The following is an 18841-nucleotide window of genomic DNA, read 5'->3' on the forward strand; positions in this document are numbered from 1 at the left end:
CTGTAGGGGAGGGGACTGACACCCGGCCTGAGGAGTGAAGGGGCACGGGAGGGATTGAGACACCCTGCTGACGAGCGGGGACGACCTGCCTACGGGCGGAGCCATCCCGTCTACGGGCCAAGCCGTTCCGTCTACGGCCGCAGTACGAAGCAGCGCAGGCCGCCCGGTTCCAGGTCGTACCAGCAGCCCTGTCCCCAGGCGGAGACGAGCGCCGCGATGTCCTCGGACGGGAGCCCGATGTGCCGGCGCTCCTCGGGCAGCCGCTCGGCGAGCGGCGTGGTCACGACCCAGGCGCCGCCGGGCGCCAGCAGGTCGCGTACGCGTTCCCCGGCCGCCGCCCTGTCGGTCAGGAAGGCGAGGACCAGGCGGGTCGTCACCAGCTCGAAGCCCGCCGCCGGCAGCTGCTCGGTGACCGCGGGGGCGTCCTCGAAGTCCAGGCACCGGACCGTCAGACGGGGTTCGAGGCCTGCGTACCGGTCGCGGACCGCGGCGGCGGACGCCTCGGTCCAGTCGACGGCGAGTGTCCGGTAGCCGAGTCCGGCGAGCGCGGCCGCATAGCCGCCCAGGCCGCAGCCGATGTCGAGGGCCCGGTGGCCGGGGCGTGGGTGGACGTGGTCGGTGAGGAGTCGCAGTTCGTGGTCGTCGGTACGGCGGAAGCCGTTGCCGTCGGCGAAGTGCGCCTCCCAGTGGGCCTTTTCGGGAATCCTCACGGTGTCCGCCCCTGCCGCAGCAGGCCGTCCAGCGCACGGCCGAACATCCAGCGGGCCGTCCGTTCCAGTGGCCGGTCGAAGGCGCGGGGCAGGAGGCGCACCGCGATGTCCTCGCGCCAGAGCACGCGGGAGCCTCCGTCGCCGTACGGACGGACCTCGAACTCCGCCCAGCCGGTGACGAAGCGTCCGCGTTTCTCCATGCGGCACAGGGCGGTCGCCGTGTCCCGCGCCGGTGGCCGCCAGGTGACCACCTCCATGGGGTCGTCGAAGGCGAGCGGGCCGACACCCGAGCGGGCCACGAACGCCGTGCCCTCGCGGGTCGGCGGGGGAGTGAGCACCGTGACACGGGTCAGGGGGACCACGTCCCCATGGCGTTCCCAGTGCGTGAGGCGGTGCCAGGCCTGGTCGACGGGGAGGGGGGTCAGGCGTTCCAGGAGGAAGAGGACCACGACGTGATCGTAAGCAATCGTTGGTCGCCCTTCGGCTGAAGACCTACGGGGTACCCATCACACGTGCGGTTCCCAACCTCCGGAAAGCCCGGGCGCCGAGTTCGGAGTCGGCGTTTCCCTGCGCGAACCGGTCGTCGTCGTAGTGGACCAACGGCCCGAGCCGACGCCGCACACTGCTGGATCGACGAGGAGGAGCCAGGGCCCGGGCTCATGACGTACCCGTCCCGTCCTTCGAATCGGCAGAAAGACACTCGGCGCGGACGACGGAAACGACGACAAAAAACAAAGACAAGGAGTCACCAACTCCTTGCCACTCTCAACGTATAGCGCACCGGGGGGCTTGCGGCAAGGCCCGGGGCGTGCCGCAGAATCACTGGCCGAGGCCAGGACCTGCGGAAACGGGAGATTCACGACGTGCGTGTGTTGTTATCGAGCAACTGGGCCGTGCGGTGCCGTCGAGCCGACGGAGAACTCGAGCAGCGGTCGCGGGCACTCGGCGTCGAGGTGCGGGTGTGCGCGCCGTCGGGCTTCGCGGGCGCGACCTCGGATCGGAGCTGATGACGTGAGCCCTCTGACCACCAGCGCGTTCGACCTTCCCGACCGGCTCGCCCCCAAGGCCGACCCGGCGCTGATCGCCCGCGACGAGCAGCACTTCGCGGCCATCACGGAGAGCCTGGAGCAGTCGATCAGCGAACTGACCGACCGCCTCGACGCCGAGCGCAGGGCGCCCGGTGGTACGGGCCGGCAGGCGATGGACCGGGACGCCGAGATCCACCGGCTGACCGCCCGCCTGCGCACACTGCGTCGTTTCGGTCTGGACCTGTGCCTCGGGCACATGGTCGGCGCGGACAGCCCCGAGCCCGTGTACGTCGGACGGCTCGGCCTCACCGACAGCACGGGTCGGCGGCTGCTGCTCGACTGGCGTTCCCCCGCGGCCGAGCCGTTCTTCGCGGCGACCCACGCCAACCCGATGGGTCTGGCGAGCCGCCGCAGGTATCGCTGGACCGGCGGCCGGATCAGCGACTACTGGGACGAGGTGTTCACCGCCGACGGGCTCGAAGGGCACGCCGCGCTCGACGACCAGTCCGCCTTCATCGCGGGTCTGGGCGGCAACAGGTCGGAACGGATGCGCGACGTGCTCGCCACCATCCAGGCCGACCAGGACGCCATCATCCGGGCGGGATCCCGCGGCGCCCTCGTGGTCGACGGCGGTCCGGGTACGGGAAAGACCGTCGTCGCTCTGCACCGCTCCGCCTACCTCCTCCACTCCGACCCCCGCCTCGGTCACCGTCGGGGCGGCGTGCTGTTCGTCGGTCCGCACCGGCCCTATCTGGCCTATGTCTCCGACGTCCTCCCCAGCCTCGGAGAGGAGGGTGTGCAGACCTGCATCCTGCGGGACCTCGTCGCCGAGGGAGCCGGAGCGGCGATCGAGACCGACCCGGACGTGGCCCTCCTGAAGTCGTCCGCGGACATGGTGAAGGCCATCGAGAAGGCCGTCCGGTTCTACGAGGAGCCGCCCACCGAGGGGATGACGGTCACGACCTCCTGGTCCGACGTCTGGCTGAGCGCCGACGACTGGGCCGAGGCGTTCGAAGCGGCGGAACCCGGTACACCGCACAACGAGGCGCGCGACCAGATCTGGGAGGAACTGGTCACGATCCTGAGGGACAAGCACGGCGGCGACATCCCGCCCGACCTGTTCCGGAGGTCGCTGCTGCACGACAAGGAGCTGGTCAGTACCCTCGACCGCGCCTGGCCGCTGCTCGAAGCGGCCGACCTCGTCTCAGACCTGTGGTCGGTCCCCGCCTACCTGCGGATGTGCGCTCCCTGGCTCGGCCCCGACGACGTGCGGAAGCTGCAGCGCGCGGACGCCCAGGCCTGGACGGTGTCCGACCTGCCGCTCCTGGACGCGGCACGGCAGCGGCTCGGCGACCCGGAGGCGGCCCGGCGCAAGCGACGGCACGAGGCCGTCCTCGCCGCCCAGCGAGAGCACATGGCGCAGGTCGTCGACAACCTGATCCAGGCCGCGTCCGACTCCGGCGCCGACGGTGACGACGGCGAGGGGCTGGTGACGATGCTGCGCGGCCAGGACGCCAAGGTCAGCCTGGTCGACGAGTCCGAACTGCTGACCGCCGACCCGGATCTGCTCGCCGGCCCGTTCGCGCACATCGTCGTGGACGAGGCCCAGGAACTGACCGACGCGGAGTGGCAGATGCTGCTGCTCCGGTGCCCGTCCCGGAGCTTCACCATCGTCGGGGACCGCGCCCAGGCAAGGCACGGGTTCACGGAGTCGTGGCGGGAACGGCTCGAACGGACGGGGTTCGACCGGATCGACGTGGCCTCCCTGAGCGTCAACTACCGGACACCGGAGGAGATCATGGTAGAAGCCGCGCCGGTCATCCGCGCCGCGCTCCCGGACGCCAACGTGCCCACCTCCATCCGCAGCGGCGGCGTCCCCGTCGTCCACGGGTCCGTCGCGGATCTGGAATCGGTCCTCGGCGCCTGGCTCGCCGCCCACGACGACGGGATCGCCTGCATCATCGGCGACCCCGCGTTCCGGGCGACGCCCCGGGTCCGCTCGCTCACCCCGGAGCTGTCGAAGGGGCTCGAGTTCGATCTGGTCGTCCTCGTCGACCCGGAGACGTTCGGCGAGGGCATCGAGGGAGCGGTCGACCGTTATGTCGCGATGACCCGGGCGACCCGGCAACTCGTCATCCTCACGAGCTCCTGACGCCGGCCCGGACGACGTGATCGCCGCCCGGCGATCGCGGGGCGGGCTCCCGCCGTGTGCCGGTGCGCGCGGCGGACGGGCGGCCTCCGCCGACAGTACGGTCCCGGGCCGTTACGGTCCCGGACCGTACGCACCGCCCGGCGGGGGCCGCCGTATCCCGTCACGCCCCCCGACCGGCAGCGCGGCCGGCCATCGCGTCGGGGAACCGGCCCCTCAGACGTCCAGCAACTCCCGTACCCGCACGGGCATCCCCGTCTCGAACGACCGGTTCGCCGCCAACCCCGTCACCAGGGACCGCGCCCCCGCGACCCCGTCCGCCGCGCGCCCCAGCGGGTCGGGGGCGGAGGGCCGTTCGCCGAACAGGTCGGCCAGCATCCGTACGTCCCCGCCGCCGTGCCCGCCCTCTCCGGTGGCGGCCTTCACCTCGCGCGGCCGTTCCCAGAAGCGGCGTACGAGCAGCTCCGTGCGCCCGGCCTCGTCGCCGACCGCCGCGCCGTGCAGGACGGGGCTCGCGCCGTCCGTCCGCACCTCGGGGCGCGTCCATGTCGACTCCTCGACCAGCAGCTCGATACGGCCCTCGCTGCCGTTGAAGGCGATGCGGTAGCCCTCCCAGGGGGCGTACGCGGTGAGGTGGTACGTGAGGGTGGCGCCGGAGGCGTAGCGGACCAGGACCGCCATGTCGTCCTCGATGGTCACACCGGGGCCGAAGACGTTCTGGTCCCGGTGGTAGCCGTCCTCGTGCTCGGCGTCGAGGTAGAGGGAGGTCAGGACGGAGGAGTCCGCGAGGTGGACGGCGAAGGGGTCGTCCTTGGCCGCCGCGGAGCCGTGGGCGCGGTCGTAGTCACGGGCGAGACCTCGGCGCCGGCCCGCCTCGTCGCCGTAGAAGAAGAGGCCGCCCTGGGCGTAGACCGTCTCGGGGCGGGTGCCGAGCCACCAGTTGACCAGGTCGAAGTGGTGGGTCGACTTGTGGACCATGAGGCCGCCCGAGTCGGCCTTGTCGCGGTGCCAGCGGCGGAAGTAGTCGGCGCCGTGCCGCAGGTCGAGGAGCCACTCGAAGTGCACCGAGCCGACCTCGCCGATCTCGCCGGCCGCGATGAGTTCCCGTACCGCCGAATGCACCGGGTTGTAGCGGTAGTTGAAGGCCACCCGCACCGAACGGCCCGTGCGCCGCTGTGCCTCCAGGATGCGGCGGGCGCGGTCGGCGTCGATCGTCATCGGCTTCTCGGTGACCACGTCGCAGCCCGCCTCCAGGGCGCGCACGATGTAGTCGTCGTGTGCGCGGTCCACGGTGGTGACGACGACGAGGTCGACGCGTTCGCGGCGCAGCATCTCCTCGAAGTCCTGGGCCGCGTACGCCGGTACGGGCGCCCGGCCCGGACGCGCCGCCGCGAGCCAGTCGTTGTGGACGGCCATGCGGTGCCGGTTGACGTCGCAGAAGCCGGCCAGCTCGATCCGGTTCGCGTAGGGGCCCGACAGCGCCTCGGTGAAGAACCGGGCGCGGGCGCCCAGGCCCACTACGGCGGCGCGTTGGTGTCGTGAGGATGCCGTGCACGGGTCTTGTTGTGACATCCGGACCTTCCCTAGGGTCGTGCGGGCGGGATGGAAGCGCTTTCTACCGTAAGGGGTGACCCTGCCATGCCCGGAAGCAGGACGAGGAAGTCCTGGAGGCCCCGAGCCGTGGCCACGGCGCTCGCGCTCTGCGCGGTGCTCGCCGGCTGCTCCGGAGGGGACGGATCGAGCAGTGCCGGCGGCAAGGTCGTCCTGCGCTACACCTGGTGGGGCAACCCCGACCGGGCGGCCAGAACCCAGGAGGCCGTGGACCTCTTCGAGAAGGAGAACCCGGGGATCGAGGTGCAGACCTCCTTCTCCGGATACGACGCCTACAAGCAGAAGCTCGCCACCCAGGCCGCCGGCGGCGACGCACCCGACGTCATGCAGCTCGACTACCGGATGATCGACCAGTACGCCTCCGGGGGCGTGCTCATGGACTTCGCGAAGCAGCAAGGCACCCTGGACACCGGCGAGTTCGACAAGGGACTCCTCGCCACCGGCAAGGTGGACGGCAAGCAGTACGCCATCCCGCAGGCCCGCGGCACCGAGACCGTCGTGTACGACACCGAGCAGTGGAAGGCCACCGGCGTCCCGCTGCCCCGCGACGGCTGGACGTGGAGCGAGTGGGCCGACGCCATGCGCGCCCTCGCCGAGAAGACCGGCAAGCCCGGCGCCACCGACCCGGGGCAGAGCGAGGACGCCTTCGAGGTCTGGCTGCGCGGCCAGGGCAAGGCGCTGTACACGAAGGACAGGAAACTCGGGTTCACCGCCGACGACCTGGCCCGCTGGTGGACCTTCACCGACAAGCTGCGCCGCGAGGGCGCCGTCTCGTCCGCCGAGCAGACCACCCAGATCGACGGCACAGTCGAGAACACCCCACTCGGACGCGGCACGGCCACGGCCGACACCAACTGGGACGCGCCGTCCAGCGGCTTCCTCGCGCTCATCCCGGACGGGGTCACCCTCGCCCCGATGCCCTCAGGCGAGGACGGCACACCGGGCCAGTACTTCAAGCCCTCGATGTTCATGGGCGTCGCCGCCGACACGAGTAACCCGAAGGAGTCCGTGCGGCTCGTCGACTTCATGCTGAACGACCCGGAGGCCGCGAAGATCCTCGGCGCCACCCGGGGCATCCCCGTCAACGAGACCCTCCGCGACGCGATCGCCCCCGGGCTGAAGGACTTCGACAGGACCGTCTACGACTTCCAGGCCTCCCTCGAAGGCAGGCTCGACGCCCCACCGCAGGCGCCCCCTTCGGGCGACAGCGCGCTCCAGACCACCTTCCAGCGCGACTACGACCAGGTGTCGTACGAGCGGATGTCACCCCGTGAGGCGGCCGAGAACTACATCACCGAGGCGAAGGCGGAGCTGAGGTCATGACCACCACGCAGATGCCGACGGCCGCGTCACACAAACGCGTCGACGTCCCCAAGAAGCCTGCCCGGCGAAGGCGTGAGGGCGCCGCCTGGGTGTTCCTCTCGCCCTGGGTGCTCGGCGCCTGTGTGCTGACGCTGCTCCCCATGGCCGTCTCGCTCTACCTCTCCTTCACCGACTACGACCTGTTCAACTCGCCGAACTGGGTGGGCCTGCGCAACTACACGCAGATGTTCACCGAGGACCCCCGCTACTGGCGGTCGGTGGTCGCGACCCTCACGTACGTCGTCATCGCCGTGCCCCTGCAACTCGGCCTGGCGCTGGTCGTCGCCCTCGCCCTGAAGAACATGAGGCGCGGCCGGGCCTTCTACCGCTCCGCCTTCTACGCGCCCTCCCTGCTCGGCGCCTCGATGTCCATCGCCCTGGTCTGGCGGGCGATCTTCAACGACGGCGGCACGGTCGACAACCTCTTCGGCACCGGCGGCTGGGTCAACAAGCCCGGCTGGGCACTGATCGCGGTCGCCCTGCTGACGGTGTGGCAGTTCGGCGCTCCGATGGTGATCTTCCTGGCCGGACTCCAGCAGATCCCGGGGGAGTTGTACGAGGCTGCCGAGGTGGACGGGGCGAGCCGCCGGCGGCAGTTCCTGTCCATCACCGTGCCGATGCTGTCCCCCGTGATCTTCTTCAACCTGGTGCTCCAGACCATCCAGGCCTTCCAGGTCTTCACCCCCGCCTTCGCGGTCAGCGCGGGCAAGGGCGGGCCCGCCGACTCGACGCTCTTCTACACGCTCTACCTCTACGACCGCGGCTTCGTCGCCTCCCACATGGGCTACGCCTCCGCCATGGCCTGGGTGCTGCTGATCGTCATCGGCGCGGTCACCGCCGTGCTGTTCCGCACCTCACGCTCCTGGGTCTTCTACGCCTCCGAGGGGGACCGATGACCATCACGACATCAACTCCCGCTGCCGGCAAGCCCCTTGCCTGGCGCCGGGTCGCCCTGCACGCCGCCTGTCTGGCCGCGCTCCTCGTCATGCTCTACCCGCTGGCCTGGCTGCTCGCCACCTCCCTCAAGCCCGCGAGCGAGGTCATCGCCAGCCTCGACCTGCTGCCGAGCAAACTGGAGTGGTCGAACTACGAGACGGCCCTGGAGGGCGTGAACGACGTCTCCGTCACCCGTCTGCTCACCAACTCGCTGCTCATCGCGGGCGGCGCGGTCATCGGCAACGTACTCAGCTGCTCCCTCGCCGCCTACGCCTTCGCCCGGCTGCGGTTCCGCTTCCGGGGACCGCTCTTCGCGTTCATGATCGCCACCATCATGCTGCCGCACCACGCGGTGCTGATCCCGCAGTACATCATCTTCAACCAGCTCGGCATGGTGAACACGTACTGGCCGCTGATCCTGCCCAAGTTCCTCGCCACGGAGGCCTTCTTCGTCTTCCTCGTCGTGCAGTTCATGCGCGGGCTGCCGCGTGAGCTGGAGGAGGCGGCGCGGATCGACGGGTGCGGGCCGTTCCGCAGCTTCTTCAGCGTCATCCTTCCGCTGACCAGGCCCGCGCTGATCACCACCGCGATCTTCACCTTCATCTGGACCTGGAACGACTTCTTCACCCAGCTGATCTATCTGTTCTCGCCCGAGAAGTTCACGCTGACGCTGGCGCTGAGGTCGTTCGTGGACGCGTCCAGCACCTCGGCGTTCGGCCCGATGTTCGCGATGTCGGTGATCGCGCTGCTGCCGATCGTGCTGTTCTTCCTCGCCTTCCAGCGGTTCCTGGTCGAGGGCATGGCGAACTCCGGGATCAAGGGGTGAGCGGGGTGCGTACGACCCGGGAGGCGGGCGAGATCTTCGGCCCGCGCATGACGCTGTTCGCGGACGTGCTGAGCGTCGGGCTCGCCACGGCCGTGGCCTGTCTGCCGCTGGTGACGGCGCCCGCCGCGCTGTCCACGGCGTGCGCGGTGCTGCGCGGCGTACGGGAGGACCGGCCGGCCACGGCCGGACGGTACGCCGGACTGCTGAGGCGCAGGCTGCGCGCGGGTGACCTGGCCGCCGGGACCGCGGCCCTGGCGGGGGCGCTGCTGGTCCTGGCCGACCTGGCGCTCGCGCGGGCGGGACTGCCGGGCGCCCCCGCCTTCGCGGTCCTCGCGGCGGCCATCAGCGCGTTTGCCGTGGTGGTCGGCCTGCGCGCCTGCGGCCGTCCCGAGTCGGTCGCCGACTGGCCCGCGGCCGTACGGGCGGCGGCCCGCGACACCGTGGGGGACCCGGGCGGCAGCGCGCTCGTCCTGCTCGCCCTGGCGGCGGCCGCGCTGTGCGCGTGGGCGCTGCCGCCCCTGGTGTTCCTGGTGCCGGGGCCGCTGGCCATGGCGCTCACGGCGGTGGGCCTGCGGGAGACCGGGCAGCGAGTGCCCGGAGGTGCGGTGACGGCATCGCCGAGAGGGACGGAGAGACGATTTCGCGGGTGAGTCGGCCCCAGGTGTTTGAGACCGCCGCGGCAGGGCGACCCGTGTGATCCCAGGGTCTCCGCACGCGCCGTCCGGGACGCTGGTTCCTGTCGTACGCGGTGCTGAAGGGGCGGATGGACGCGTGACTCCCTACGCCGTGGTGATCCCCACCCTCGTCCGCGACACGCTCGCCGACTGCCTCGCCGCGCTCGCCGCCGCGACCGGACCGGCGCCCGCGGAGATCGTGGTGGTCGACGACCGGCTCGAGGACGGCCCCGGGCCGCTGGAGCACCCGCTGAGCGTGCTCGGGGACCTCCGCGACCGTACGACCGTCGTGCGCGGCGGCGGCCATGGACCCGCCGCCGCGCGCAACGCCGGGCTGTGGCGGGTGGCGTCACCCTGGGTCGTCTTCCTCGACGACGACGTACAGGTCGGACCCCACTGGTGCGAGCAGCTGGCCGAGGACCTCGGCGAGGCGTCGCCCGACACGGCTGGTGTGCAGGGCGTGATCACCGTGCCGCTGCCCCAGGACCGCCGCCCCACCGACTGGGAGCGCCGTACCGCGGCGCGGGCCCGGGCGCGGTGGATCACCGCCGACATGGCGTACCGCACGGATGTCCTCAAACAGGTCGGCGGCTTCGACGAGCGCTTCCGGCGGGCTCACCGCGAGGACACCGACCTCGCGCTGCGGGTTCTCGACGCCGGATGGCGCGTCCGGCGGGGCAGGCGGACCACCCGGCACCCCGTGCGCCCCACCGGCCGCTGGGTGTCGGTGCGCGCCCAGTGCGGCAACGCCGACGACGCGCTGATGCTGCGGCTGCACGGGCCCGGCTGGTGGGCCAGGGCCGCGGCGCCGCGCGGTCGCGTCCGGCGGCATCTGGCGATCACCGCGCTCGGGGTCGCCGCGTGCGCGCTCACCGCGGCGGGGCGCCGTACGAGTGGCGTGACCGCTGCGCTGGGCTGGGCGCTCGGTACGGGGGAGTACGCCTGGTCACGGATCGCCTCCGGCCCGCGGACCCGGTACGAGGTGGACACGATGCTCGCCACGAGTGTCCTTGTCCCGCCGGTCGCCACGTGGTACTGGCTCAGCGGGTTGTGGCGGTACCGGGGGGTCGGGCCCTGGCGGGGGAGCGCGTAGCCGCCGTGAGCGGTTCGGTGGCACCGCGGCCGCGGGCCGTACGCGGCTGGTCGCGCCGACGCGGTGGAGCCGCACGATGACACGGCCCCGCGCCCCTTGGCCGGCCGCTGCGCGGCCCGTCGCGAGTTGCGGGCGCCGAGTCGCCGTGTCACGGTGATCGGACGTGCCGCGGACCATCTCGTAGACGTACTCGACGTTCTCCAGGAGACCCCGGCCCATGACCGAGAACTCCTCGACATCCCTGCGCCACCGTGACCGCCGTGATGACGGCGCCGCCGTCACCGTCGTCGTCGCCACCCGCAACCGGTGCGACAGTCTCGCCACCACCCTCCGTCACCTCCGCGCCCTCCCCGAGCGGCCTCCCGTCCTGGTCGCCGACAACGCCTCCACCGACGGCACCCGAACCCTCCTCGCCCACCGCTTCCCGGAGGTCCGCGTCCTCGCTCTCCCCGTGAACCGGGGCGCCCTCGCCCGCAACGACGCCGTACGGGTGGTCGACACCCCGTACGTGGCGTTCAGCGACGACGACTCCTGGTGGGCGCCGGGCGCCCTGCGCACCGCGGTACGGCTGCTCGACGAGCACCCCAGGCTGGGGCTGCTCGCCGCCCGCACCCTGGTCGGCCCGGACGGCGACCCGGACCCGCTCAACGACGTCCTCGCCACCTCGCCGCTCGGCCGGGCGCACGACCTGCCCGGCACCCAGGTCCTCGGCTACCTCGCCTGCGCGTCCGTCGTGCGCCGTACGGCCTACCTGGACGCGGGCGGCTACCACCCGCTGCTGTTCTTCGGCGGCGAGGAGACCCTCCTGGCGTACGACCTCGCCGCGCGCGGCTGGGGAGTCGTCCACTGCCCGGAGGTGGTCGCCCACCACCACCCGGCACCCACGCCCCGCACCGGCCGCCCGGTCACCCTCCTCCGCAACGACCTGCTCACCGCCTGGCTCCGCCGCCCCCTGCTCCTCGCCCTGGCCCGCACCCGCGCCCTGGCGGCCGAGGCCCGCCACGACCGCGCGGCCCGCGGAGCCCTGCGCACCGCACTCGTCCGCGTACCGTCCGCGCTGCGCGCCCGCCGCCGGCTGCCCCCGTACATCGAACGCGCCGCACACCTCGTGGACCACCAGGAGAACCGGACCGGGCGAGCAGGAGGGAGCGGCCGTGACCGATGACCGTACGACCGTCGTCGTCATCACCCACAACCGGCGGGCGGAACTCCTCCGCACCCTCGACCACCTGGCCCGGCTCCCGGAGAGACCACCGGTGATCGTGACGGACAACGCCTCCACGGACGGCACTGCGGAGGCCGTGGCCCACCGTTTCCCGGACATGACGCTGCTGCGCCCCGGCCGCAACCTGGGCGCGGTCGGCCGCAACCTGGCCGTGCGCCATGTCCGCACGCCCTACGTGGCGTTCTGCGACGACGACTCCTGGTGGGGCCCCGGCTCGCTCCCGGGCGCGGCGGACCTGCTGGACCGCCACCCCGAGATCGCCGCCGCGACGGCACGCATCGTGGTGGAACCGCACGGCACGGAGGACCCGATCGTGCGGGAACTGCGCGACTCGCCGGTCCCCGGGCCGCGCTGGCTGCCGGGCCCGGCGCTCGGCTCGTTCCTGGCCGCGGCCACCGTGCTGCGTACGGACGCGTTCCGCGGTGTGGGCGGCTTCAGCCCACGGCTGTGGCTGGGCGGCGAAGAGGAACTGCTGGCGGTGGACCTCGCGACGGCGGGCTGGTGGCTGACGTACGCCGACCACCTGACGGTGCATCACCAGCCGTCCACGGCACGGGACTCCACGCTCCGCAGGACGCACGGCCTGCGCAACACCCTGTGGTTCACCTGGCTGCGCCGCCCGCCACGGACGGCGGTGCGCCGCACCCTGCACCTCGCGCGTACGGTCCCCCGGGACCGGGCGTCGCTGAGGGCCTTCGCCGAAGCCGCGGCGGGCCTCCCGTGGGTCGTGCGCGAACGCCGTGTCGTACCCCGCGACATCGAGGCCCGCCTGCGCCTCCTGGACCACGCCCAGCGCCACTCGACGGCCCGGCGCTACACGGGATGAGACGTCGGCGTCGTAGGGGCGGAGTCGGAGTCGGAGTCGGTGTCGTACGGAGCCGGAGTGAGTAGGTCGTACGGAGGCGGAGTCGGTGGCGTACGGAGTCGGAGTCAGTTGGTCGTGCGGAGGCGGAGTCGGTGCCGTACGGGTGCCGGGGTCCGTTCGGGTGAGCCGCTCACTCGCCACCCGGGCCCGGCCGCTCCGACCACCGGCACAGCAGCCGGAAGACGCCGTACAGCGTCACCGGCCACACCGCGGCGAAGGTCCAGATGAGCCAGGGCTCGGATGTGCGGATGCCGAGGATCATCAGGGTGACGGACAGGGTGAGCCAGATGCCGACCGTGCCGACGCGCGGACGGTACGCGGCGATCGGCGCCAGGTCGGGGCACCGCCTCAGCCGTAGGGTGCGCAGCCGGCGGTCGAGACGCCGGTCGCGGCGCAGGGCCGCCTCGATCTGTTCCAGGGCGCGCTGCTCGTGATCGGGGAGTCGACCGGTCGTCACTGTCTGCCTCCTGTGACCCGCTGGTGTCCACCTCTCCGGGTGCCCTGCGCGGCGCCGCCCAACCGGGGGCGCCGTGGTCCCGTTCCCGCTCACGCGGTGTGGCCGGCGGCCTCCGGGCGTCCGAGGTCGAGTGCGGGGACGAGCTCGTCCGCGCTGTCCGGTGCGGCCCCGGCCGCGAAGTCGGCACGGACGCGCAGGGCCGCCGCGCGCCCCGCGGCCGAGCGGCACCAGCCCCACCACCGTTCCAGCTGCCCCTCGTGGAGGTGCTCGGCGGGGACGAGCGCGGGCCAGCCGCAGGCCCGCGCCTGCGCGCTCACCTTCGCGCCGCCCGCCACGGGATCGACGGCCAGTACGGGCACTCCGGCCCGCAGTCCGAGGACGAGCCCGTGCAGCCGGTCGGTGACGACGAGATCCAACCGGGCGAGCACGGACTGGAGTTGCGCGGGTGTGGCGCTCAGGTGCCAGTCGTGCGCGTCGAGGCGCGTCTCCAGTTCGAGCCGTGCGCAGTCCTTCCCGGCCAGCCACCGTGTCACCGCGGCGGCCACCTCGCCGTGCCGCCGCAGTTCGCCGTACTCGCCCTGCCCCAGGGTGAGGAGCACCCCGACGACGGGTGTCACGGCCATGGACGGCGCCCGGGCGGCCAGGTCCTCGACCGGCTCGGCGCCCGGCGCGTCCCGCGCCAGTACCCGGTGGAAGCCGGTCACGGCCGGATCGTCCCCGTCGATCACCGACACCCCGACGGCGATCCGCACACAGTGCCGGAACCGCCGGTGCAGCGCCACGATCTGCTCCCCGTGCAGGGGTCCGCACACGAACACGAGGTGCGAGTAGGCCCGGGGCCTCACCCGTTCGAGGTCCAGGTCCCCGGGCCGGAACCCGGGGCTCCACACGATGTCGTACGCCAGCCGCTCCTCGCGCAGCACGTCCTCGACCCGCCGCAACGCCAGTACGTCCCCGGCGGTGGCCTCGCCGTCCCGAAAGCTGAACCATCCGGTCAGCAGAATCCGCTGTCGCACAGTGCCGGACGAGTTCCCCGCGGCCCCGGAGTCACTCCTGGCGGCGACACCGGGTCCGCGTGCCAGGCCCCGCGACGCCGGGATGATCCAAACGACAGCCTATGTACGGCCCAGCGCGTCCTCGCCCTCGATGGCCTCGTGCGCGGTCTCCGGTGACGCCGGGGCACCGTCCCGCTCCGGGCGGCGGCCCGCACGGTGTGCGGTGAGGCGCGTGGCCAGGGGCTCGGTCCAGCGGGCGGTGAGCGGACCGAGGATCACCAGGATCAGGACGTACGCGGTGGCCAGCGGGCCGAGGGAGGGTTCGATGCCCGCCGTGACGGCGAGTCCGGCGATGACGATGGAGAACTCGCCGCGGGCGACCAGCGTGCCGCCCGCGCGCCAGCGGCCCTTCGCCGAGATCCCGGCGCGACGGGCCGCCCAGTAGCCGGTGGCGATCTTCGTGGCGGCGGTGACCAGGCCCAGGGCGAGCGCCGGCAGCAGCACGGGCGGAATGCTGGCGGGGTCGGTGTGGAGGCCGAAGAAGACGAAGAACACGGCGGCGAACAGGTCCCGCAGCGGAGCCAGCAGCCCGTGTGCGCCCTCGGCGACCTCCCCGGACAGCGCGATACCGACCAGGAACGCGCCCACCGCGGCGGAGACCTGGAGCTGCTGGGCGAGCCCGGCCACCAGCAGGGTCAGACCGAGGACGACCAGCAGCAGCTTCTCCGGGTCGTCGCTGGAGACGAACCGGGAGATCAGCCGTCCATGGCGTACCGCGACCAGCAGGACGAGACCCGCCACACCGAGGGCGACGGCCAGGGTGAGGCTGCCCGCGGCCAGGCCCGCACCGGCCAGCAGGGCGGTGACGATCGGCAGGTAGACGGCCATGGACAGGTCCTCCAGGACCAGGATGCTCAGCACGACCGGGGTCTCGCGGTTGCCGAGCCGCCCGAGGTCGCCGAGGACCTTCGCGATGACACCGGAGGACGAGATCCAGGTGACGCCGGCCAGGACGACCGCGGCGACCGGGCCCCAGCCGAGCAGCAGCGCCATGGCGGCGCCGGGCAGCGCGTTGAGGGCGGCGTCGACGAGCCCGGCCGGGTACTGGGTCCTGAGGTTGGAGAGCAGATCGCTGGCCGTGTACTCGAGGCCCAGCATGAGCAGCAGCAGGATCACGCCGATCTCGGCGCCGATCGCCACGAACTCCTCACTGGTGCCCAGCGGCAGCAGCCCGCCCTCGCCGAAGGCCAGCCCGGCCAGCAGGTACAGCGGGATCGGCGACAGCTGGAAGCGCCCGGCGAGCCGGCCGAGCAGACCGAGCCCGAGGATGATGGCGCCGAACTCGATCAGGAAGACGGCGGAGGAGTGCATGCGCGGTCACTCCCGCCCGAGGATCGCCGCGGCCGTCTCCACGCCCTCGCGGGTGCCGATCACGATCAGGGTGTCGCCGCCCGCCAGCCGGAAGTCCGGCGCGGGGGAGGGGATCGCCGAGGCGCGGCGCAGCACGGCCACGATCGAGGCGCCGGTCTCGGTGCGCATCCGGGTCTCGCCGAGGAGACGCCCGTTCCAGTACGAGACCGAGGACAGCTCGATCCGCTCCGCGACCAGCCCGAGCTCGGTGGTGGACAACAGGTTCGGGCTGTGGTGGTCCGGCAGCAGCGCGTCCACGAGCGCCGCCGACTCGCCCGCGGTCAGCCGCACGGACAGCGCGCACGCGTCCGGGTCGTCCTTCCGGTACGCGCTGAGCGTCCGGGTCCCGTCCCGGTGCGCCACCACCGACACCCGGCGCTGCTCGCGCGTCGAGAGGTCGTACCGGACCCCGATCCCCGGCAAGGGCGTACTGCTCAGGCGTGCCGTACCCACGTCCGTCCTCCTGTCTGGATCGTGTGCGTCTCTTCCGGAGGCAGCTCCTCCGCTCCGTCCGCGAGGGACGAGGAACAACCCTAACCGGGGCCGGAAATCCGTCCCCGCGGACGCGTTTCCGGGAGCCGGACGAGCAACCCCCTTCTCCGGGAGGCCCCTTCTCCGGGCGGCGCCCTCATCGGGCGTCGGCGAGCCCGAGTTGCCTGTCGCGTCCCCGGAGCTTGGCACGGACCAGGTCGGCGTCCGGGTGGCCGAGTTCCACGAGGAGGGCGAGGGCGCGGCGCCAGGCGGTGCGGGCCGCCTCGTGGTCGCCGGTCGTGCGGTGGGTGTCCCCCATGCGGCTGAGCGTCGTGGCCTCCAGGTAGGGCACGCCCACATCCTGGTAGAGGGTGAGGGCGTTGCGGTAGCCGATGAGGGCCTGCGGGTGGCGGCCGAGGTGGTGGTAGGCGTAGGCGACGCTGTCCCACGTGGACGCCTGTCCGTAGCGGTCGCCGGTCTCCCGCAGCATGTCCAGGGCCGCGAAGCAGTGTTCGAGGGCCTGGTCGTACTCCCCGAGCAGGGCGTGGTACCAGCCCACGGAGTTGAGGACGCTGGCCTGAGCGGCGCGCTGTCCGGTCGCCCGGAACAGGTCCAGGGCCAGCCGGTTGTGCCGCAGCGCGCCGGGCAGGTCGCCGAGTTGGTCGCAGGTCCAGCCGAGGCTGCGGTGGGTGTTGGCGCGCCCGATGTCGTCGCCGAGTTCGACGAAGAGCTCCAGGGCGCGGCCCAGCCGGTCCAGGGCCCGGTCGTGCAGGCCGAGCCGGCCCTCGGCCCGTGCCAGTGCCCGCAGTCCGCGCGCCTCCATGGCGGGATCGGACAGCCGCAGCGCGGCGTCGAGCGCGGTCCGCTGGGCCGCGGCCCAGTCGTGCCAGTGGCCCCGCCGGTCGAAGTACGGCTCCAGGGACCAGGCCAGCAGACAGGCGATCCGTTCGAGGCCGGAGCGGGCGGCGGTGTCGATGACGGCCAGGAGGACCGGGTACTCGGCGGTGAGCCAGTCGAGCGCGGCCCGGTCGTCGGCGAGCGGTACGCCGGCGTGGTCCGCCGGTGGCGCGAGCGGCACCGGGTCCTCGTGCGGGGCGAGCAGCCGGCCGGCGGTGTGGGCGGTGTGCAGATGGTGCTCGAACAACCGTCGGCGGGCCGAGGCGCGCCCGGCGTCGGTGCACCGGGTCTCCACGAGGTCGGCGGAGTGGGCGCGCAGCAGGTCGTGGAAGGCGTACCGGCTCGGACGGTGCTCGTTGACCAGGTGGCCGTGGGCGAGTTCGGCCAGCACGGGCCGCGCCTCCCGTACCGGCAGCCCGGCCAGCGCGGCGGTGGCGGGTACGGAGAAGTCCGGGCCGGGGTGCAGGGACAGCAGCGGGAACAGGCGGGCGGCCATGGGGGAGAGGGCGCGGGAGGACCAGGAGAAGACCGCGCCGACGTTCGCGGACACGTCGGACCTGGCGAAGGCGTCGAGGCTGCCGTGGGCCTCCCGCAGTTCGGCGGCGATGTCCGACAGCGCGAAGTGCGGGTGGGTGGCGGCCCGCGCGGCGACACACGCCAGGGCGAGCGGCAGACCGGCGCACAGCACGGCGATCTCCGCCACGGCCCCGGGCTCCGCCGCGACGCGCCCGGCCCCCAGACGCCGGGTGAGGAAGTCCCTTGCCTGATCGGTGTCGAGGGGACGCAGGGTGAGCGAACGGGCCCCGTCCGCGGCCACCAGCCCGGACAGCCGGTCCCGGCTGGTGACGATGGCGAGACAACCGGGCGTACCCGGAAGCAGCGGGCGCACCTGGTCGGTGTCCCGGGCGTTGTCGAGCAGCACGAGGAAGCGCCGCCCGGCCAGCAGACCGCGGTAGAGCGCGGCCTGGGCGTCGAGGCCACGCGGAACGCGCTCCGGCCGGACACCCAGGGCGTCCAGAAAACCGCGAACGGCCTCACCCGGACGCATCACCGCCCCCGACGGGTCGAACCCGCGGAGATTGACGTAGAGCTGCCCGTCGGGAAACCGGTGAGCGATCCGGTGGGCCCAGTGCACGGCGAGCGTGGTCTTGCCGATCCCGGCCATACCGCCGATCGCGCCGATGACGACGGTGCCGGGGTGCGGATCGGGCGGGGCGCTGTCCCCCCGCGTCTCGCCCACCAGCAACGCGAGTGCCTCGTCCAGCTCGGCTCGGCGGCCGGTGAACGTCGGTAGGTCGTGCGGCAGTTGGGCTGGGGACGGCAGGTGCCCGGGCCCCTCGCCGACGGGGCCCGCATCGGAGGTGGGCGCACCCTTCACCGACTGGCCGTCGGGAGACCCGGCCCCGGCACTCGCACCCCTACCGCCCGGCGCCGGCGCCGGCGCCGACGCGGGACCGCGCAGCGCCGTGCGCAGGGCGTCGCGCAGCTCCGGGCCCGGATCGATGCCCAGTTCGTCGGCGAGGCGGGAGACAGTCGTGTCGTACGCGCGCAGAGCTTCGGGCCCGTCGCCGGTGGCGGCGAGTACGAGGACCAGTCTGGCCAGCAGCGGTTCGTCCAGTGGATGGTCGGCCGCCGCCTCACGCAGCCCGCTCAGGACCACACCCGGCCGGCCGGCCCGCAGTGCCGCGTCGGCCGCGTCCTTCAGGGTCCCGACGCGCTCGCGTGCGAGCGCGGTGAACGCCTCGTGTGCGTGCAGCAGGGAGGGGAGCCCGGAGCCGGCCGTTCCCTGCCACAACGACAGTGCCTCGGTGAGGAGATGTACGGCGTCGGCGGTCGCCCCGCTCGTACCGGCCCGCCCGGCCTCGTCGCGGAGCCGGCGGAAGCGCAGGAGGTCCAGGGTGTCGGCATCGACCGCCACCCGGTACCCGCCCGCGGCCCGGACGATCCACCGGCCCGCCGCCCGAGCGGGCAGTCCGGGCTCCAACAACCGCCGCAGAGCACCTATGTGACGACGGATCACATTGACCGCGCTGACCGGTGGGCGCCGCCCCCACAGGGCGTCGACCAGTTCGCCCACGGAGACCGGCTGACCCGCCCGTACCAGCAACAGCCCCAGCAGCGCCGTCTGCCGG

The 18841-nt window shown here is 72.9% G+C and carries 16 protein-coding genes; 8 read left to right on the forward strand and 8 right to left on the reverse strand.

Features of this window, described 5'->3' with window-relative positions; all coding sequences use genetic code 11:
• Positions 1–131 precede the first annotated feature (131 nt).
• Both FNH04_RS21160 and FNH04_RS21165 read right to left on the reverse strand, forming a co-directional pair.
• Positions 132–710, reverse strand: a complete 579-nt coding sequence (locus tag FNH04_RS21160; RefSeq protein WP_322723434.1) for a class I SAM-dependent methyltransferase — start codon at positions 708–710, stop codon at positions 132–134.
• Positions 707–1159, reverse strand: a complete 453-nt coding sequence (locus tag FNH04_RS21165) for an SRPBCC family protein (protein ID WP_322723435.1) — start codon at positions 1157–1159, stop codon at positions 707–709. Before FNH04_RS21165 ends, FNH04_RS21160 begins: the two co-directional genes overlap by 4 nt.
• A gap of 562 nt (positions 1160–1721) precedes the next feature.
• On the opposite strand from FNH04_RS21165, the gene helR reads away from it, so the two are divergent.
• On the forward strand, positions 1722–3890 hold the full coding sequence (gene helR, locus FNH04_RS21170; protein WP_322723437.1) for an RNA polymerase recycling motor ATPase HelR: 2169 nt from the start codon (positions 1722–1724) through the stop codon (positions 3888–3890).
• Positions 3891–4103: 213 nt separating this feature from the next.
• Here helR and FNH04_RS21175 read toward each other — a convergent pair whose 3' ends face one another.
• The gene (locus FNH04_RS21175; protein ID WP_152786563.1) at positions 4104–5459 is read right to left on the reverse strand and encodes a Gfo/Idh/MocA family protein; all 1356 of its coding nucleotides are present in this window, start codon (positions 5457–5459) and stop codon (positions 4104–4106) included.
• A 66-nt stretch (positions 5460–5525) separates the two neighbouring features.
• On the opposite strand from FNH04_RS21175, the gene FNH04_RS21180 reads away from it, so the two are divergent.
• From FNH04_RS21180 to FNH04_RS21210, 7 genes are all read left to right on the forward strand, one after another.
• Complete coding sequence (locus tag FNH04_RS21180; protein WP_152786565.1) at positions 5526–6821, forward strand: ABC transporter substrate-binding protein; 1296 nt, start codon at positions 5526–5528, stop codon at positions 6819–6821.
• On the forward strand, positions 6818–7756 hold the full coding sequence (locus FNH04_RS21185) for a carbohydrate ABC transporter permease (protein WP_152786567.1): 939 nt from the start codon (positions 6818–6820) through the stop codon (positions 7754–7756). Before FNH04_RS21180 ends, FNH04_RS21185 begins: the two co-directional genes overlap by 4 nt.
• A complete protein-coding gene (locus tag FNH04_RS21190; protein WP_152786569.1) occupies positions 7753–8622 on the forward strand; it encodes a carbohydrate ABC transporter permease in 870 nt (289 codons plus the stop codon). The genes FNH04_RS21185 and FNH04_RS21190 overlap by 4 nt, the downstream gene beginning before the upstream one ends.
• Positions 8619–9272, forward strand: a complete 654-nt coding sequence (locus tag FNH04_RS21195) for a hypothetical protein (RefSeq protein WP_322723439.1) — start codon at positions 8619–8621, stop codon at positions 9270–9272. The genes FNH04_RS21190 and FNH04_RS21195 overlap by 4 nt, the downstream gene beginning before the upstream one ends.
• A gap of 121 nt (positions 9273–9393) precedes the next feature.
• A complete protein-coding gene (locus FNH04_RS21200; protein WP_322723440.1) occupies positions 9394–10389 on the forward strand; it encodes a glycosyltransferase family 2 protein in 996 nt (331 codons plus the stop codon).
• Between the two features lie 217 nt (positions 10390–10606).
• Positions 10607–11554 (forward strand): glycosyltransferase family 2 protein, encoded by a 948-nt coding sequence (locus FNH04_RS21205; RefSeq protein ID WP_152786571.1) that lies wholly within the window; start codon positions 10607–10609, stop codon positions 11552–11554.
• Positions 11544–12440 carry a glycosyltransferase family 2 protein gene (locus FNH04_RS21210; RefSeq protein ID WP_322723441.1) on the forward strand — a complete coding sequence of 299 codons (897 nt, stop codon included), beginning with the start codon at positions 11544–11546 and terminating at the stop codon, positions 12438–12440. Before FNH04_RS21205 ends, FNH04_RS21210 begins: the two co-directional genes overlap by 11 nt.
• Before the next feature lie 169 nt (positions 12441–12609).
• Here FNH04_RS21210 and FNH04_RS46625 read toward each other — a convergent pair whose 3' ends face one another.
• From FNH04_RS46625 to FNH04_RS21235, 5 genes are all read right to left on the reverse strand, one after another.
• Positions 12610–12936 carry a DUF3040 domain-containing protein gene (locus tag FNH04_RS46625; RefSeq protein WP_194236757.1) on the reverse strand — a complete coding sequence of 109 codons (327 nt, stop codon included), beginning with the start codon at positions 12934–12936 and terminating at the stop codon, positions 12610–12612.
• 89 nt (positions 12937–13025) lie between these two features.
• Positions 13026–13952: a polysaccharide pyruvyl transferase family protein gene (locus FNH04_RS21220; RefSeq protein ID WP_322723442.1), complete on the reverse strand. Its 927-nt coding sequence runs from the start codon at positions 13950–13952 to the stop codon at positions 13026–13028.
• Positions 13953–14051: 99 nt separating this feature from the next.
• Positions 14052–15302 (reverse strand): cation:proton antiporter, encoded by a 1251-nt coding sequence (locus FNH04_RS21225; RefSeq protein ID WP_152786573.1) that lies wholly within the window; start codon positions 15300–15302, stop codon positions 14052–14054.
• Between the two features lie 6 nt (positions 15303–15308).
• On the reverse strand, positions 15309–15794 hold the full coding sequence (locus FNH04_RS21230) for a cation:proton antiporter regulatory subunit (RefSeq protein ID WP_322723443.1): 486 nt from the start codon (positions 15792–15794) through the stop codon (positions 15309–15311).
• Between the two features lie 175 nt (positions 15795–15969).
• A partial coding sequence (locus tag FNH04_RS21235; protein ID WP_152786575.1) for an AfsR/SARP family transcriptional regulator occupies positions 15970–18841 on the reverse strand: 2872 nt, incomplete at its 5' end.

It is taken from the genome of Streptomyces phyllanthi (assembly GCF_009377205.1).
Classification (GTDB): domain Bacteria; phylum Actinomycetota; class Actinomycetes; order Streptomycetales; family Streptomycetaceae; genus Streptomyces; species Streptomyces phyllanthi.

Coding starts and splice junctions, on each gene's coding strand:
- FNH04_RS21175 (WP_152786563.1), bottom strand. CDS start 5,459: ATGTCACAACAAGACCCGTGCACGGCATCCTCACGACACCAACGCGCC.
- FNH04_RS21180 (WP_152786565.1), top strand. CDS start 5,526: ATGCCCGGAAGCAGGACGAGGAAGTCCTGGAGGCCCCGAGCCGTGGCC.
- FNH04_RS21185 (WP_152786567.1), top strand. CDS start 6,818: ATGACCACCACGCAGATGCCGACGGCCGCGTCACACAAACGCGTCGAC.
- FNH04_RS21190 (WP_152786569.1), top strand. CDS start 7,753: ATGACCATCACGACATCAACTCCCGCTGCCGGCAAGCCCCTTGCCTGG.
- FNH04_RS21205 (WP_152786571.1), top strand. CDS start 10,607: ATGACCGAGAACTCCTCGACATCCCTGCGCCACCGTGACCGCCGTGAT.
- FNH04_RS21225 (WP_152786573.1), bottom strand. CDS start 15,302: ATGCACTCCTCCGCCGTCTTCCTGATCGAGTTCGGCGCCATCATCCTC.